Genomic DNA, 16790 nt, shown 5'->3' on the forward strand with positions numbered 1-16790 from the left:
TGAGAGTGAGCCGGCCGGCTCTGACCGTCACACCTGATCCGGATCATGCCGGCGAAGGGAGCAGCCCAGTGCCAGCCCAGACGCAGCGGTCGCTCGCCGTGATCGGCGGCGGCGTCATCGGGCTGTCCGTGGCGAGGCGCGCCGCCCAGGACGGTTGGGCCGTGCGGGTGCACCGGACCACCGCGCCGGGCGCCTCCTGGGTGGCCGGCGGCATGCTGGCGCCCCACAGCGAAGGCTGGCCGGGCGAGGAGGAGCTGCTCAGGATCGGGCTGGACTCGCTGCAGCTGTGGCACGAGACGTTCCTCGACGGGCTGCCCCCCGAGGTCGTCACCGCGCGCGAATCCCTCGTGGTGGCCGTCGACCAGGCCGATGCCAGCGATCTGAAGACCGTCGGCGCCTGGCTGTCCGCGCAGGGGCACCCCGTCAGTTTGACCACGTCGGCACGCGACATCGAACCTCTTCTGGCGCAAGGCATCCGACACGGATTCGTGGCCGAGACCGAGCTGGCCGTCGACAACCGGGCGGTCGTCGACGCGCTCGCGGCGCAGTGCGAACGTCTCGGCGTCGGGTGGGCGCCACCGGCCGGATCGCTGGACGAGGTCGCCGACACCGACACCGTGGTGCTCGCCAACGGCATCGACGCCCCCGCGCTGTGGCCCGGCCTGCCGGTGCGTCCGGTGAAGGGCGAGGTGCTGCGGCTGCGGTGGCGCCGCGGCTGCCTGCCCGTGCCGCAGCGGGTGGTGCGCGCGCGGGTGCGGGGACGGCAGGTGTACATCGTGCCGCGCACCGACGGGGTGGTCGTGGGCGCCACACAGTATGAGCACGGCCGCGACACCGCGCCGACCGTGAGCGGGGTGCGCGACCTGCTCGACGACGCCTGCGCGGTGATCCCTGCCCTCGGCGAGTACGAGTTCGCCGAGGCCGCGGCGGGTCTGCGACCGATGACGCCGGACAACCTGCCGCTCGTCGGGCGCCTCGACGAGCGCACACTGGTCGCCGTGGGGCACGGCCGGTCCGGATTCCTGTTGGCGCCGTGGACGGCGGAGACGATCGCCGCCGAGCTGGAGGGAACACGAGCGATGGAGGTCAGCCCGATGGAGGTCGGCCGGTGAAGGTGACGGTCAACGACGAGACGGTGGAGGTCGACGACCACACCACCATCACCGGGCTGCTCGATCACCTCGGGATCCCGGAGAAGGGGATCGCGGTGGCGGTGGACTGGTCGGTGATCCCGCGCTCGCTGTGGGACGACGCATTGACAGACGGAGCGAAGATCGAAGTGGTGACGGCGGTGCAGGGTGGCTGATTTCACGACCGGGAAGCTGAGCATCGCGGGGCGGGAGTTCGGCTCGCGGCTCATCCTCGGCACGGGCGGGGCGGCGAACCTCGCGGTGCTGGAGCAGGCGCTGGTCGCGTCCGAGACCGAGTTGACGACCGTCGCGATGCGCCGGGTGGACGCCGACGGCGGGACAGGGGTGCTGGATCTGCTGACCCGCCTCGGCATCACGCCGCTACCGAACACCGCGGGCTGCCGCGGGGCGGCCGAAGCGGTGATGACCGCCCAGCTCGCGCGCGAGGCCCTGCAGACCAACTGGGTGAAGCTCGAGGTCATCGCCGACGAGCGCACCCTGCTGCCCGATGCGGTCGAACTCGTCAGAGCCGCAGAGCAACTGGTGGACGACGGGTTCGTGGTGCTGCCCTACACCAATGACGATCCGGTGCTGGCGCGCCGGCTGGAGGCGACGGGCTGCGCCGCGGTGATGCCGCTGGGCTCCCCGATCGGCACAGGTCTGGGCATCGCCAACCCGCACAACATCGAGATGATCGTCGACGCCGCAGGTGTGCCGGTGATTCTCGACGCGGGAATCGGCACCGCCAGCGATGCGGCCCTGGCCATGGAGCTCGGGTGTGACGCGGTGCTGCTGGCCACCGCCGTGACCAGGGCGTCGGATCCGCCGGCGATGGCTGCGGCGATGTCGTCAGCCGTCAGGGCGGGGTATCTGGCGCGGCGAGCCGGCCGCATCCCGAAGAGGTTCTGGGCACAGGCGAGCAGCCCGGCCCTGTGACGCGATGAAACGCTTTGTGGCGCTCGGCAGTTCGATGGCTGCCGGCCCGGGTATCGCGCCGCGGGCGCCGGGTTCGCCGCGCGCGGCGGGCAGGTCGGCTCGCAACTACCCACACCTGGTCGCCGAGGCGCTCGGACTCGACCTGGTCGACGTCACCTACTCCGGTGCGACGACCACCCATGTCCTCACCGAATCCCAGCACGGCGCCCCGCCACAGGTCGAGGCACTCGACGGCACCGAGGCGCTCGTGACGATCACGATCGGCGGCAACGACGCCGGGTACGTGCCGATGCTGTTCGCCGCAGGACTGCCCCGGTTCGTGCGCGCGGTGCCGTTCCTCGGCGGGCGGGTGCGCGATCTGCTCGATCCGTCAGCCCGGTACACGGCGCTGGCCGAGGTCGGCAGTGCGCTGGTCGACGTCGGTCGCGAGGTCCGCCGTCGCGCGCCGCACGCCAGCGTGTTGTTCGTGGACTACCTGACACTGCTGCCCGCGGCGGGCGCCGCCCCACCGCTGGGTGCGGCCGACCTGACGCTGGGCCGACACGTCGCCAGCACGCTCGCGCAGTTGACCGCCGACGCGGCGCAGGTCACCGGCTGCGGCCTGGTGCGGGCCGCGGAGGCCAGCCGCGAGCATCACGCGTGGTCGGCGCGGCCGTGGACCACCCGCTTCGGGCTGCCGGTCCCGGGCCGTCCGGCACCGCTGCACCCCAACGCCGAGGGTATGCGGGCGGTGGCCGATCTGGTGATGGCCGAGGCCCCGGTGTGATCGAACTGCGTTCGCTGACAAAGAATTACGGTAAGACCCGGGCCGTCGACGGGCTCACCGCCACCATCGAGCCCGGGGTGGTGACCGGGTTCCTGGGCCCCAACGGGGCAGGCAAGACCACCACCATGCGGATGATCCTGGGACTGGACCGTCCGACGTCGGGAACCGCCACGATCGACGGCAAGGCCTACCGCCGACTGAGCGAACCGCTGCGCACGGTCGGCGCCCTGCTGGACGCCCGGCAGGTCCACCCGAACCGCACCGTGCGCAGCCACCTGCGCTGGATCGCGGCCACCAACCGACTCGACGAACGGCGGGTGGACGATGTCCTCGACATGGTCGGCCTGACGGGCGTGGCCGCGTCCCGCGCCGGCACGCTGTCGCTCGGAATGAGCCAGCGCCTCGGGATCGCCGGGGCGCTGATCGGCGACCCACCGGTACTTCTGTTCGACGAACCTGTCAACGGCCTCGACCCCGAGGGCATCCATTGGGTCCGCACACTGATGCGCACCCTGGCCGGGGAGGGGCGCACGGTGCTGGTGTCCAGCCACCTGCTGTCCGAGATGGCCAATACCGCAGACCGTCTCGTGGTCATCGGCAAGGGCCGGCTGATCGCGTCGACCACGGTGAGCGAGTTCGTCGGGCGCTCCGGCGGCGCCGTCGTGCGGGTGCGCAGCCCGCGGCTGACAGATCTGGCGGCGGCGTTGGCCGCGGCCGGGATGGCCGCCGAGCAGGACGGGGCGGCACTGCACGTGCGGGACTCCACGACCGAGGCGGTCGGGGACCTCGCCGCCCGTCAGGGAATCCCGTTGCACGAGCTCAGCTCTGCCCAGGCGTCCCTCGAGCAGGCCTACCTCGCGTCCACCGACGACGCCACACAATTCCGCGGGCGGTCCCGATGACAGCCGTGGGGGCTGCGCTCAACGCCGAGCGCATCAAGCTGACGACGCTGCGCTCACCGCTGTGGGCGGCCACGGCCGCGGTGCTGCTGGCCGTGGGGCTGGCCGCGCTGCAGGCCTCGGTGGCTTACGACAGCGACCGCCTGAGCGTCGCGGCGGCCTCGCTGGGCGTGGCGGTCTTCGGAATCCCCGTGCTGATGATCGTCGCCGCGATGACCGTGACGGGGGAGTACCGCACCGGCCTGATAGGCACCACCTTCATGGCGATGCCGAACCGGATTCTGGTGATCGGCGCCAAAGCCGTTGTCGCCGCTCTGTTCTCGGCGGCCGCCGCGGTGGTGATGGTGTTCCTCTCGGTCATGGTGGTGCGTCTGGTGGCAGTGCCCGGCGTCGGCGACGGCCTCACGGTCGCCGCGACCGTGCGCTTCGCGGGCGCGACCGCGCTGTACGCGGTCCTGGCCGCCGTGCTCGGCGTGGGGGTGGCGACCCTGCTGCGGCACACCGCGGGCGCGGTGACCGTCCTGCTGCTGTGGCCCCTGCTGGTCGAACCGCTGCTGGGGAATCTGCCCGGGCGCGGCTGGCAGATCGGCCCCTATCTGCCGTTCGCCAACATCTTCCGGTTCCTCGAGGTGCAGTGGTTGTTCCCCGACTACACGATGAGCTGGGGTCCGCTCGGTTCCCTCGGCTACTTCGCGGTGATCGTCGCGATCGTGTTCGTCGCCGCGCTGGTGGCGGTCGACCGGCGTGACGCCTGAGATGTGGGGCCACCACCTATCATCACGGGGGTGACCGACCCGCACGTTCTGACCCTGAACCTGCCCCACCTCGACGTCACCGCGTTGGCCTGGGGTCCGCCGGACGGGCGTCTGGCGTTGTGCCTGCACGGCTTTCCCGACAGCGCGTGGGGATGGCAGAATCTGGCGCCGTTGCTGGCCGAGCGCGGACTGCGGGTGGTCGCCCCGTTCGCGCGCGGCTATGCCCCGACCGGACCCGCGCCCGACGGTGACTACCACATCGGCGCCCTGATGTACGACGCGCTGGCGGTGTACCGGGAGCTGGGCGCCCCCCAGGACGCGATCCTGATCGGCCACGACTGGGGAGGATTCGTCGCCAGCGCCATCGCCGCCTATCCGGAAACCCCGTTCGCCGATCACATCTCGATGGCGGTGGCCCCGATCGGCGCGCTCAGCCGCACCCGGGGGCCCATCGCGCGGCAGGTGCGCATGCTGCCGCGGCAGCTGCGCAACAGCTGGTACATCATGTTCTTCCAGCTGCCCCTACTGCCCGAACGGCTGCTTCCGCAGATCATCCCGAGGCTGTGGCAGGACTGGGGCCCCCGCGGTTACGACACCGCCGCCGAGCTCGAGCAGGCCCTCGCGGCACTGCCCACCGCGGCGCACCGGGAGGCGGCGGTGGCCTACTACCGGGCGATGGTGAGGCCGTCGCGCCCGGACCCCAAGTATGCGGATCTGCACCGGTGGTGTTTCGAGATGCCCCGGGTTCCGCTCCTGCATCTGCAGGGGGAGGAGGATGGCGCGATGGAGGCCGAGTACGCCGAACCGATCGCGACGGTGCTGCCGACCGGCAGTCGCGTCGACTTCGTCCCGGCAGCCGGGCATTTCCTGCACATCGAGCGTCCGCAGATCGTGGCCGAGGCGATGCTCGACTACCTCGGTGCCCGCCAGGGTCCGCGCTAACGTGGTGGGCGTGACCCGGAAGAGACTGTCGGCCGCGTTCGTAGCGGCCGTGCTGGCCGTCGGCGGCTGCGCTGCGAACGACCCGGAGCCTGGTTCCCAGCCGCAGCCAGATCCGAGCTCCGCGACACAGTTCGCCGACGAGCTGTCGAAGAAGGTCACCGCCGACGCGATGATGGCGCACCTGACGAAGCTGCAGGAGATCGCCGACGCCCACGGCGGCAACCGCGCGCTGGGACGTCCGGGGTACGACGCGAGCGTCGACTACGTCGCCGCCACGTTGCGGGACAAGGGTTTCGACGTCCAGACGCCGGAGTTCGAGGTCAAGATCCCGTGGGCGGACGAGCCGTCGCTGACGGTGGCGGGCAGCACGGTGGAGGCCAAGCCGCTGCAGTACACCGTCGGCACCCCGCAGGGCGGCATCTCGGGGCCGCTGGTGGCCGCGCGCGTCGAGGACACGCCCGGATGCACCGCCGACGACTACGACGGTTTGCCGCTCGACGGCGCAGTCGTCCTGGTCGACCGCGGCTCCTGCCCTTTCGGCCAGAAGCAGTCCGTGGCCGCCGAGCGGGGCGCGGTGGCCCTGATCGTCGCGAACAATCAGGACGACGACGACATGTCCGGGAGCACCCTCGGCGACACCACCGACGTGAAGATCCCGGCCGTCAGCGTCACGAAAGCGGCCGGCGCGGATCTCCGCGGACGCCGACAGGCTGCGGTCGAACTCACCCTGAACGCGGGCGTGCGCGTCGAGCGCACCCGCAATGTGATCGCGCAGACCACGACGGGCTCGACCGCCGACGTCGTGATGGTCGGCGCCCACCTCGACAGCGTCCCGGAGGGGCCGGGCATCAACGACAACGGCTCCGGGGTGGCCGCGGTTCTGGAAACCGCTGTGCAGCTGGGAAGTTCGCCGCAGGTCACGAACGCGGTCCGGTTCGGATTCTGGGGCGCCGAGGAGACCGGGCTGCTCGGCTCGAACGACTACGTCGCCTCCCTCGACACCGAAGCGCTCAAGGACATCGCGCTGTATCTGAACTTCGACATGGTGGGCTCACCGAATCCGGGTTACTTCACCTATGACGGTGACCAGTCGGCGCCGCCGAACCCCGAAGAGGGCGTAGCCCGGGTGCCCGAGGGTTCGGCCGGCATCGAGCGGACACTGATGGGCTATCTCGATCGTGCCGGTAAGCCCGGTCAGGACACGTCGTTCGACGGCAGGTCCGACTACGACGGGTTCACCCGGGCGGGAGTGCCTGCGGGGGGCCTGTTCTCGGGCGCCGAGGAGAAGATGTCCGCCGAGCAGGCCGAGCTGTGGGGCGGCGACGCCGACCAGCCGTTTGACCCGAACTATCACAAGGCGTCCGACACCCTGGAGCAGATCGACACCGCCGCGCTGCAGATCCACGGCAGCGGCGTCGGATACGCGGTGGGGCTCTACGCCCAGGATCAGAGCGGCCGCAACGGTATTCCGGTGCGCGAGATCCGTACCCGGCATCAGTTGACCACGCCGTGAGGACGCGCGTCGCCGCGGCCGCAGCCTCCCTCGCGGTCGTCGGGTTGCTCGCGGCGTGCACGTCCGGTTCGCCCCCGCCGGCCCCCGATCTCGGACCGGATCTGGCCGGCAAGGTGACCGTCGACGGCGTCTACGCACATCTGGTGAAGCTGCAGGAGATCGCCGACGCCCACGACGGCAACCGCGCCGACGGGTCAGCGGGCCACCAGGCCAGTGTGGACTATGTGGCGCAGTTGCTGCGCGACAAGGGTTTCGACGTGCAGACGCCGGAATTCCAGCGGCTGTCCGGTTCGCAGGGCGGCAAGCCCGCCCTGACCGTCGCCGGTCGCTACCACCGTGTCGACCAGGCGTCACTGATGATCACCACCCCGCCGGGCGGGCTCAAGGCCGTCACGCTGCGGCCCCGCAGACCCGCGGGGTGCACGGCCGCCGACTACGGTGACAGGTCCGTGGCCGAGGCGATCGCCGTGGTGGACGACACCGGCTGCTCGATCGTCGACAAGCAACGGATCGCCGTGCAGCAGGGTGCGATCGGGCTGCTCGTCGTGAGTGCCGCCACCCCGGCGCGACCGGTCGGTGCCCCACCCACGCTGTTCTCGCCGGGCTACTTCAACGATCTGACGGTGCCCGTCGGCGTCATCGATCCGTCCGCGGATGCGGCGCTGCGCCGCACCGAGACACCGGTGACACTCGTCCTGGACAACAAGCCGGTGATGACGACGTCACGAAACGTCATCGCCCAGACCAGATCCGGTGACACGGCCAATGTCGTGATGGTGGGTGCCCATCTGGACAGCGTTCAGTCCGGTCCCGGCATCAACGACAACGGCTCCGGGGTCGCGGCCGTACTGGAGACCGCATTGCAGCTCGGCGGGGAGTCCCCGGCGGCGAACGCGGTGCGCTTCGCGTTCTGGGGCGCCGAAGAGGTCTCCATGGACGGTTCGAAGAGTTACCTGAGGTCCTTGGACGAGGACCAACTGGACGACATCGCGCTGTACCTCAACTTCGACATGCTCGGCTCGCCCAACGCGGGATACTTCACCGACGACGGCGACCAATCCACGCAGACAGGCCAATTCGCGCCGGCACCCGAGGGTAGCGCCGGGATCGAGCGGACCCTGGCCGGACGGCTGCTGCTGACAGGGATCCGCCCGGCGGACATCCCGCTGCAGCGGGTCACCGACTACGCGCCGTTCCTCGCCGCGGGCGTGCCCGTCGGAGGTGTCACCACCGGTTCGTCCCAGCGCAAGACACCGGTGCAGGCCCGGCTGTGGGGCGGCCGGGACGGTGTCGCCTTCGATCCGAACTATCACACCCGGCTGGACAACATCGACAACATCGACCGGGATGCCCTGGGGGTGATGGCGTCGTCGGCGGCGTTCGCGGTGGGCACCTATGCGCAGTCGATCGACGGCGTCAACGGGGTTCCGGCACGGGATCAGCGGGAGCGGCGTTCGCCCTGAAGCCGAGCAGCCGCATGCCGTGGTAGATCAGCAGTGCGGCGATCGACCCGAGGGCGATACCGGTGAACGTGAGACTACCTGCGCTCCAGGTGAAGTCGGCGATACCGATGATGAGGGGGATGGCCGCGGTCATCTGGTTGATCGGCTTGCCGAAGTCGACGTGATTGGTCAGCCAGATGCGCACCCCCAGGATCCCGACCAGGCCGTAGAGCACGACCGTGGCGCCGCCGAGAACACCGGCCGGGATGGCGACGATGACCGCACCGACCTTGGGGCACAGGGACAACACGATCGCGACCGCGGCGGCCACCCAGTAGGCCGCCGTCGAGTAGACGCGGGTCGCGGCCATCACGCCGATGTTCTCGGCGTAGGTCGTCGTCGCCGATCCACCTCCGAAACCTGCCAGCGTCGTCGCGACGCCGTCGGCGGCCAGTGCGCGCCCCATCAGCGGGTCCATGTCGGTGCGCGTCATCTGCCCGACCGACTTGACGTGCCCGATGTTCTCGGCGATCAGCGCGATGACGGCGGGCAGGAACAACGGCAGCACCGACAGCGAGAACTGCGGCGCCTGGAAGTCGGGTAGCCCGATCCAGGGCGCGGCCGCGATGGCCGAAGTGTCGACGTCGCCGAGAACGAGTGCGAGGACGTAGCCGGCGACGACGGCCACGAAGATCGCCAGCCTGCCGATCATGCCGCGGAACAACGCGAGAACGGCCACCATCAGAACCAGCGTCACCAGCCCGAGCAGCGGACCCTTCTCGAAGTTGGCCTTCGCCGCGGGCGCGAGGTTGAACCCGATCAGCGCGACGATCGCGCCCGTCACGATCGGCGGGAGCGTCAGGTCGAGCCAGCGGGTGCCGACGACGTGGACGACGCCGCCGACGAGGATCAGCAGCACCCCGACCGCGACGATCCCGCCGAGCGCGCTGCCGGTGCCCTCGGAGGCGACCGCGGCGGTGACGGGCGCGATCACCGAAAAACTCGAGCCCAGGTAGCTGGGCAGCCGGTTTCCGGTGATCAGCAGGAACAGGATGGTGCCGACGCCGGAGAACAGCAGCGTGGTGGCCGGCGGAAATCCGGTCAGCACCGGAACCAGGAATGTGGCGCCGAACATCGCGACGACGTGCTGGGCGCCCAGACCGACGGTGCGCGACCAGCTCAGGCGCTCGCCGGGGCCGACGACAAAATCCGGATCGGATCGCGAATCCACACGGTTCCAGGTGAACGACACCCAGCGACTACACACCATTACGGGAGGCGCCGCTAGTCGTGTAGGCGATCATGCCGACCACGACGACCGCCGCACCCGCACCCACCGCGGCGGCGGGCAGCGTGAATGCCAGTGTCAGACAGCCGATCAACCCCACCGCGGGCACGAGCCGCGCGCCCAGGGTCCAGGCCGCGGCGTTCGCGATCGCATAGTAGAGCAGCACGCCGAACGACGAGAACCCGATCGCGCTGCGCACGTCGACCACCGCAGCGACCAGCGCGACGACCACGCCAACGGCGATCTCGGCGTGGTGCGGGGTGCCGTGTCGGGGGTGCACCGCGGCGAGCGTGTGCGGCAGATACCGGTCTCGCGCCATCGCCAGCGTCGTGCGCGACACCCCGAGCAGCAGGGCCAGCAGGGCCCCGAGTGCGGCGATCGCGGCCCCGACGGCGACCACCGGGCTCAGCGCCGGTACGCCCGCCGCGCGCACGGCCTCCGACAGCGGAGCCGCCGCCGCGGCCAACCCGGAGCTACCCAACTGCGCGAGCACCGAGACGGCGACCACCGCGTAGACGACCAGGGCGATGCCCAGCGCCACGGCGATCGCGCGGGGGATCGTCCTGGCCGGGTCGCGGACCTCTTCACCCAGCGTCGCGATACGCGCGTAACCGGCGAAGGCGAAGAACAGCAGGCCCGCCGACTGCAGCACACCGTAGGGCGTGACGTCGGCGCCCGGCGCGAGCCGGGCGGCGTCTGCGTCACCGGACCCGAGAAGGACGGCCACGACAACGGCGAGCAGGGTGAGCACCACCGCGACGATGACGCGGGTCAGCGCCGCGGACCGCTGCACGCCGGCGTAGCTGAGCGCCGTCAGCGCGAGCACGGCGGCCACGGCGACCGTGTTGGCGTGCTCGGGCCAGGTGTAGTAGCCGACGGTGAGAGCCATGGCCGCACACGACGCGGTCTTGCCGACCACGAAACTCCACCCCGCGGTGTGACCCCAGAACGGGCTCAGGCGCTCGCGTCCGTAGACGTAGGTGCCACCGGACTGCGGGTACCGCGCCGCCAGCCGGGCCGACGACATCGCGTTGCACACCGCGACCACCGCGGCGATGGCCAGGCCGAGGAGCATCCCTGTGCCCGCGGCGGCCGCGGCGGGGGACAGCGCAACGAAGATCCCGGCCCCGACCATGGAACCCAGGCCGAGGGTGACGGTGTCACGGAGCCCGAGACGCCGGTACAGCACCGGTTCGTCGGGCGGGGTCATCGGTCAGCGGTTGCGGGCGACGTTCGCAAGCATGTAGCCCAGGTAGGCGACCAGGCCGACGAGCGCCAGCTTGCGGGTCTTCGGGGACGCGATGCCGAGCCCCACCGCCGTTTCGAGGGCGCCGTCGATGTACACGTGCTGCCGGGTGTTCGTCGGGAACGCCTGCTTGGTGAGGTCCTCGTAGAGGTGCGGGGCGACGAAGTGGGACAGACCGGTTCCGGCCAGAGCCAGGCCGGCGACGGTGGCGACGCGCGAATTTTCTTTGGGCACAGCCGGATAGTAGTGGACGGCCGGCTGTTGTCGACTACCTGATGGCGGCTACCGGATGGCGACTACCTGATGGCGTAGTCGGTGATCGGGAAGTCCGAGGCCTCGCGGATCGCGTCCTTGGTCGAGGTCGGCCGCAGCAGCGTCGGCTCACCGGCCGGGTTGAAGTAGTACGACCGGGCCGACTCGCAGCTGCCGTTGAGGAACAGCGAGTCGCCCAGCAGTTCGGTCATCCGGTCCAGGTAGCGGGTGTTGGCGTCCTCGGTGATCTCGAACGTCGTTGCGCCGCGGCGCTTCAACTCGCCGAAGAGGCGGTCCATGTGCCGCATCTGGTATTCCATCGTGTTGAAGAAGTTCAGACCGAGGAACGCATACGGGCTGGCCAGCGACAGGTAGTTCGGGAAGTACGGCATCGAGACGCCCTGGTAGGCCTGGAACCGGGTTTCGCGCCACCACTTGCCGAGGTTGCGTCCCTCGCGGCCGATGACCTCGATGGCGGGGAAATTCGCTTCCCACAGGTCGAAGCCGGTGGCCAGCACCAGCGTGTCGATGGTGGTCTTGGTGCCGTCCTTGTTGACGATGCCGTCGGCTTCGACACGCTCGATCCCGTTGTCCTGCAGGTGAACATGGGGTTTCGTGAAGGTGCGGTAGTAGCTGTTGGAGAACGTGGGCCGCTTGCAGCCGAAGTCGTAGTCAGGTGTCAGCTTGGCCCGAAGCTCCTTGTCGCGGATCACGGCGAAGCGGAACATCTTGGCCAGATCGCCGGCGGCGATGTTGAACCTGCCGCGGGTCTGCCGGTTGCGCAGCACCGCGACCGAGACCATGAGCTCGTAGATGGTGTCGGTGATGGCCCGAATGATGCGCTGCGTCACCGGAACCCGCGCGAACAGCCGCTTGCTGCGTTCGGAGAAGCGGAAGTCGATCTTCGGGACGACCCAGATCGGGGTGCGTTGGTAGACGGTGAGGTCGGCGGCCTTCTTCGCGAGCTCGGGGATGAGCTGGACGGCGGTCGCGCCGGTGCCGATGATGCCGATCCGCTCGCCGGTCGGGTCGTAGGAGTCGTCCCAGGCGGTGGTGTGGAGGACGCGCCCGTCGAACTCCGTGATGCCGGGGATGTCGGGGACGTGCGGCTGCGACAGGAAACCGGTGGCCGTGAGCAGGTATCGGGCGGCGACCGTCTCGCCGTCGGCGAGGCCGACCCGCCAGAGCTGGGCGTCCTCGTCCCAACGGGCGCCCTCGACGGTGGTGCGGAAGCGGATGTGGCGGCGGACGTCGTACTTGTCGGCGACGTCGTCGGCGTACTGCTTGATCTCGTTGCCGGTGGAGAACAGTCGAGACCAATTCGGGTTCGGCTCGAAGAAGTACGAGTAGGTGGTCGTGGGGACGTCGACGGCCAGGCCCGGGTAGTGGTTGACGTACCAGGTGCCGCCGAGGTCGTCCTCGCGGTCGAGGATCACGAAGTTCTCGATGCCCATCCGCTTGAGCTGGATGGCAGCGCCGATACCCGCGAACCCGGCTCCCACGATGACCGCGTCGAAGTGCTCCGAAGTCATGGCTGAACGGTACCCGAGGTATCGGTGTCGCGAGAAACCCCGGCCACCGGAGACGTCAGCCGCGGATGGATCCCGTCCGCGGAGGGTCGAGGGTGGCGATGCAGGTCACGGCCCGGTCGCCGTTGGCCCAGGTCTCGGGGGTGGGGTAGAGGACGTAGAGCTGCACGGAGTCGTCCATCATCGACTGAGGCGAGTAGCTGACGAGCTCGGGGCTGCACCTCTCGTGGTACGCCTCGACGGCGGCCTGGCCGGGGAAGTCGCCGTCGGGCATGGTCAGCACGGCGAACACCTCGCCGGCGTGGCGTTCCTCGCAGCTGACGGTCTTGACGGTCAGGACGCGCTCCCCGTCGGGGATCTCGGACAGGCAGTCGCCCACCGCGACCTCGGTGGCCGTCACGCGGTCGCTGTTGGCGACGGTCACCACGAAGATGGCGATGCCGATCGTCCAGAGCACCGAGAGCACGATGCCGGCGATGGCCATGCCGCGGCCGGTGCGGTACTCCTTGGCCTTGTTCAGCCCGACGATGCCGCAGACCAGGGCGACCAGGACACCACCGATGACACCGAAGATCAGGGAGACGATCGCCCACCAGTTGGTCCTCGGGGCGGGCGTGAAGTACGGCTGGCCCTGCTCGCCCTGATACGGCATGGGCGGCGGCGGTGGATACGGTTGCCCGTACTCCTGGCCGTACGCGGGCTGGCCGTACGCGGGCTGCTCGTAGGCGGGTTGACCGTACGCGGGCTGCTCGTAGGCGGGTTGACCGTACTGGGGCCGGCCCTCGCCCTGGCCGTAGGGCGGTGGCGGCCCTGACGGCGGCCCTTGCGGTGGCGGCGGTACGGTCACGCTGCGACGATAGCTCAGCCGAGTCGGCGAAGTGCCGCGTCGACCGCCAGCGCGGGAACGTCGAGCTTCTTCGATCCGAGATCGTGCCGCGCCCCCGTCACCTCGACGATGTCGGTCGCGGCGCCGATGAGCCCGGCGGCCGGGCGGATCTCGTCGAGGGTGCCGAACGGGTCCGCGGTTCCGTGGGTGAACACCGTGGGCACGGTGATGCGGGGCAGGTGCTCGACCCGGGCGCGTTCGGGCTTGCCCGGCGGGTGCAGGGGGTAGGAGAACAGGGTCAGCACGTCGAGATGCAGGCCGTCGGCGACGGCCATCGAGGTCATGCGACCGCCGTAGGAATGACCGCCGGCGATGACCGGCCCGTCGGCCAGCGCCCGGACCGTCGCGACGGCGTCGACGATGCCCTCGATATCGGCGGCCGCGGAACCCGACGGCGGGCCCTTGGGGCGGCGACGGCGGTAGGGCAGGTTGTAGCGCACGGCGAGCCAGCCGCGGCGGGCCCACTCGTCGCACAGTGCGCGCAGCATCGGCGAGTCGCGGTTGCCACCGGCGCCGTGGGTCAGGGCGACCACGCCCGCAGGGGTCCCTTCGGGTTCGTGTGCCACGCCGGCGATGCCGTCGAGGTTCACCCGTTCAGCCTGAACAGCGCCGAGACGGGTCCATGCCCGTGGCCCAAGGGATATGCGGCACGCAGACATTCGGTCACCCACTGCTTGCCGAACGCCACGGCCTCCGGAACCGGGTACCCGTGGGCGAGGGCGCTCGCCGTTGCTGCGGCCAGGGTGTCACCCGCGCCGTGATCGTGGCCGGTGTCGATGCGGACGGTGTCGAACTCGTGGAATTCGGTGCCGTCGAACAGCAGATCGGGGCTGTGTGGTGAGGATCGCAGGTGCCCGCCCTTCACCAGCGCCCACTGCGGCCCGAGTGCGTGCAGCGCCCTTGCCGCCTCGCGCTGGCTCTCTGTGTCGACGACCTCCACCCCCGTGAGCAGTCGCACCTCGTCGAGATTGGGGGTGACGACCGTGGCCAGCGGTAAGAGCTTCTGCCGCAGGGCATCCAGCGCGCTGGGGTGCAGCAGCGGATCGCCGTGCATGGATGCGCACACCGGGTCGACGACCAGCGGCACGGTCCCGTCGAGACCCTGGGCCACCCACGTGTCGGTGATCGTCTCGATGATCTCCGACGACGCGAGCATGCCGGTCTTGGCGGCCTGCGCGCCGATGTCGGAGGCCACCGCCTCGATCTGACCGGCGACGATGTCGAGGGGGATCTCGTGAAAACCCTTGACGCCGACCGAGTTCTGCACCGTGACGGCGGTGACAGCGACGAGTCCGTGCAGCCCGAGGAGCGCGAAGGTGCGCATGTCGGCCTGGATCCCGGCGCCACCGCCCGAGTCGGACCCGGCGATGGTCAACACCCGCAACGGTGTCTGGCCCGGCGGGGTCAGCGGGAGGAAGTTCATGTCGTCACCACCGGTAGGTACACCTGGTTCCCCTGTTCGGCGAATTCGCGGGATTTCTGGGCCATCGCTTCCTGCACCTCGTGGCTGATGCGCATGGAGCAGAACTTCGGGCCGCACATCGAGCAGAAGTGGGCGGTCTTGGCGGGTGCGGCAGGGAGGGTCTCGTCGTGGAATTCGCGGGCGGTGTCGGGGTCCAGCGACAGGTGGAACTGGTCCTCCCACCGGAATTCGAACCGGGCTCGGGACAGGGCGTCGTCGCGGGCCTGCGCCCCGGGGTGGCCCTTGGCGAGATCTGCTGCGTGCGCAGCGATCTTGTAGGCGATCACGCCGTCCTTGACGTCCTTGCGGTTGGGCAGCCCGAGGTGTTCCTTCGGGGTGACATAGCAGAGCATCGCGGTACCGGCCTGGGCGATGATCGCCGCGCCGATGGCCGAGGTGATGTGGTCGTAGGCGGGTGCGATGTCGGTGGCCAGCGGGCCCAGGGTGTAGAACGGGGCCTCGTCACACAGTTCCTCTTCGAGGCGGACGTTCTCGACGATCTTGTGCATCGGCACGTGGCCCGGTCCTTCGATCATGACCTGCACGCCATGGCTTTTCGCGACCCGGGTCAATCCGCCGAGGGTGCGGAGCTCGGCGAATTGGGCGGCGTCGTTGGCATCGGCGATCGAGCCCGGACGCAGCCCGTCACCCAGCGAGAAGGTCACGTCGTAGCGGGCGAGGATGTCACAGAGCTCGTCGAAGTGGGTGTACAGGAACGATTCCCGATGATGGGCCAGGCACCACGCGGCCATGATGGAACCGCCGCGGCTGACGATGCCGGTCACCCGGTTCACCGTCAGCGGGATGTGGCGCAACAGCACGCCGGCGTGCACCGTCATGTAGTCCACGCCCTGCTCGCACTGTTCGATGACGGTGTCGCGGTACACCTCCCAGGTGAGCTGGACGGGGTCGCCGCCGACCCGTTCCAGCGCCTGGTACATCGGCACCGTGCCGACCGGCACCGGCGAGTTGCGCAGGATCCACTCGCGGGTCTGGTGGATGTCGCGGCCGGTGGACAGATCCATGATGGTGTCGGCGCCCCAGCGGGTGGCCCACACCATCTTGTCGACCTCCTCGGCGATCGACGAGCTGACCGCCGAATTTCCGATGTTGGCATTGACTTTCACCGCGAAGGCCTTGCCGATGACCATCGGCTCGGCCTCGGGGTGATTGTGGTTGGCCGGGATCACGGCGCGGCCACGGGCGACCTCGTCCCGGACGAGTTCGGCGGACACACCCTCGCGTTCGGCGATGAACGACATCTCGGGGGTGACCTCACCCGTGCGGGCGCGCTGCAACTGGGTGCCGCGATCGCGGATGACCTCGCGGCGCGGTAGGCCGGCGTCGAGGTCGATGACGGCCTCCTCGTCGGTGTACGGGCCCGAGGTGTCGTAGAGGTCGAGATGTTCGCCGTTGGTCAGGTGGACCCGGCGGACCGGGACCCCGTTGCGGTAGACCTTCGTGCTGCCGGCGATCGGGCCGGTGGTGACAGCGGGTGCGATGGATACGTCGGTCACTGAGTTCTCCCTACGCCGGCATTACCCGGTCAGGTTCGTACGGTCGACGGGCCTACCCGTCCTCTCAGCGCGCTCGGTACGCGCTCCCGCGTGTTGGACGAATGCCACGCTAGCGCAGCGGGGCAGCGCAGGGAACAGGCGCGGCACAGGAACAGGGCTGCTCTGCTCGAATTGCCCGGAGAAGATTTGTATAGCTAATATATGTTCTTTGTGGGCGAGGTGAGTGA

Annotated in this window: 17 protein-coding genes and 1 riboswitch; of the genes, 9 read left to right on the forward strand and 8 right to left on the reverse strand. The window is 69.8% G+C overall.

Annotated elements, in window-relative coordinates; genetic code table 11:
- The first annotated feature begins 68 nt into the window (after positions 1 to 68).
- Genes thiO through FHR72_RS03940 form a run of 9 tightly spaced genes read left to right on the forward strand, consistent with a single transcriptional unit; the run spans position 69 to position 8404 of the window.
- Positions 69 to 1112: a glycine oxidase ThiO gene (gene thiO / locus FHR72_RS03900; protein WP_183466632.1), complete on the forward strand. Its 1044-nt coding sequence runs from the start codon at positions 69 to 71 to the stop codon at positions 1110 to 1112.
- Positions 1109 to 1306 (forward strand): sulfur carrier protein ThiS, encoded by a 198-nt coding sequence (gene thiS / locus FHR72_RS03905; protein ID WP_183466633.1) that lies wholly within the window; start codon positions 1109 to 1111, stop codon positions 1304 to 1306. The genes thiO and thiS overlap by 4 nt, the downstream gene beginning before the upstream one ends.
- Positions 1299 to 2066, forward strand: coding sequence for a thiazole synthase (gene thiG / locus FHR72_RS03910; RefSeq protein WP_396888391.1), 768 nt, complete (start codon positions 1299 to 1301; stop codon positions 2064 to 2066). The genes thiS and thiG overlap by 8 nt, the downstream gene beginning before the upstream one ends.
- Before the next feature lie 4 nt (positions 2067 to 2070).
- Complete coding sequence (locus tag FHR72_RS03915; protein ID WP_183466634.1) at positions 2071 to 2832, forward strand: SGNH/GDSL hydrolase family protein; 762 nt, start codon at positions 2071 to 2073, stop codon at positions 2830 to 2832.
- The gene (locus tag FHR72_RS03920) at positions 2829 to 3734 is read left to right on the forward strand and encodes an ABC transporter ATP-binding protein (protein ID WP_183466635.1); all 906 of its coding nucleotides are present in this window, start codon (positions 2829 to 2831) and stop codon (positions 3732 to 3734) included. The genes FHR72_RS03915 and FHR72_RS03920 overlap by 4 nt, the downstream gene beginning before the upstream one ends.
- On the forward strand, positions 3731 to 4486 hold the full coding sequence (locus FHR72_RS03925) for an ABC transporter permease (RefSeq protein ID WP_183466636.1): 756 nt from the start codon (positions 3731 to 3733) through the stop codon (positions 4484 to 4486). The genes FHR72_RS03920 and FHR72_RS03925 overlap by 4 nt, the downstream gene beginning before the upstream one ends.
- Before the next feature lie 30 nt (positions 4487 to 4516).
- Positions 4517 to 5428, forward strand: coding sequence for an alpha/beta fold hydrolase (locus tag FHR72_RS03930; protein WP_183466637.1), 912 nt, complete (start codon positions 4517 to 4519; stop codon positions 5426 to 5428).
- A 4-nt stretch (positions 5429 to 5432) separates the two neighbouring features.
- Positions 5433 to 6941 (forward strand): M28 family metallopeptidase, encoded by a 1509-nt coding sequence (locus FHR72_RS03935; protein WP_183466638.1) that lies wholly within the window; start codon positions 5433 to 5435, stop codon positions 6939 to 6941.
- Entirely contained in the window at positions 6938 to 8404 is a 1467-nt protein-coding gene (locus tag FHR72_RS03940) for a M28 family metallopeptidase (RefSeq protein WP_183466639.1), read from the forward strand. The genes FHR72_RS03935 and FHR72_RS03940 overlap by 4 nt, the downstream gene beginning before the upstream one ends.
- On the opposite strand, the gene FHR72_RS03945 is transcribed toward FHR72_RS03940, so the two are convergent.
- From FHR72_RS03945 to thiC, 8 genes are all read right to left on the reverse strand, one after another.
- On the reverse strand, positions 8358 to 9653 hold the full coding sequence (locus tag FHR72_RS03945) for a uracil-xanthine permease family protein (protein ID WP_183466640.1): 1296 nt from the start codon (positions 9651 to 9653) through the stop codon (positions 8358 to 8360). The genes FHR72_RS03940 and FHR72_RS03945 overlap by 47 nt on opposite strands.
- On the reverse strand, positions 9643 to 10881 hold the full coding sequence (locus FHR72_RS03950) for an APC family permease (RefSeq protein ID WP_183466641.1): 1239 nt from the start codon (positions 10879 to 10881) through the stop codon (positions 9643 to 9645). Before FHR72_RS03950 ends, FHR72_RS03945 begins: the two co-directional genes overlap by 11 nt.
- 3 nt (positions 10882 to 10884) lie before the next feature.
- On the reverse strand, positions 10885 to 11151 hold the full coding sequence (locus tag FHR72_RS03955; RefSeq protein WP_183466642.1) for a DoxX-related protein: 267 nt from the start codon (positions 11149 to 11151) through the stop codon (positions 10885 to 10887).
- A 62-nt stretch (positions 11152 to 11213) separates the two neighbouring features.
- Positions 11214 to 12701: a flavin-containing monooxygenase gene (locus tag FHR72_RS03960; protein ID WP_183466643.1), complete on the reverse strand. Its 1488-nt coding sequence runs from the start codon at positions 12699 to 12701 to the stop codon at positions 11214 to 11216.
- A gap of 55 nt (positions 12702 to 12756) precedes the next feature.
- Positions 12757 to 13545 (reverse strand): DUF4190 domain-containing protein, encoded by a 789-nt coding sequence (locus FHR72_RS03965; RefSeq protein WP_183466644.1) that lies wholly within the window; start codon positions 13543 to 13545, stop codon positions 12757 to 12759.
- Positions 13546 to 13559: 14 nt separating this feature from the next.
- Complete coding sequence (locus tag FHR72_RS03970) at positions 13560 to 14174, reverse strand: alpha/beta hydrolase family protein (RefSeq protein WP_183466645.1); 615 nt, start codon at positions 14172 to 14174, stop codon at positions 13560 to 13562.
- The gene (gene thiD / locus FHR72_RS03975) at positions 14171 to 15007 is read right to left on the reverse strand and encodes a bifunctional hydroxymethylpyrimidine kinase/phosphomethylpyrimidine kinase (protein ID WP_183466646.1); all 837 of its coding nucleotides are present in this window, start codon (positions 15005 to 15007) and stop codon (positions 14171 to 14173) included. Before thiD ends, FHR72_RS03970 begins: the two co-directional genes overlap by 4 nt.
- The gene (gene thiC / locus FHR72_RS03980; RefSeq protein ID WP_183466647.1) at positions 15004 to 16563 is read right to left on the reverse strand and encodes a phosphomethylpyrimidine synthase ThiC; all 1560 of its coding nucleotides are present in this window, start codon (positions 16561 to 16563) and stop codon (positions 15004 to 15006) included. The genes thiD and thiC overlap by 4 nt, the downstream gene beginning before the upstream one ends.
- A riboswitch (TPP riboswitch) is annotated at positions 16554 to 16663 on the reverse strand. Its footprint overlaps the gene before it by 10 nt.
- Between the last annotated feature and the right edge of the window lie 127 nt (positions 16664 to 16790).

Source organism: Mycolicibacterium iranicum (assembly GCF_014190915.1).
Taxonomy (GTDB): Bacteria; Actinomycetota; Actinomycetes; order Mycobacteriales; family Mycobacteriaceae; genus Mycobacterium; species Mycobacterium iranicum_B.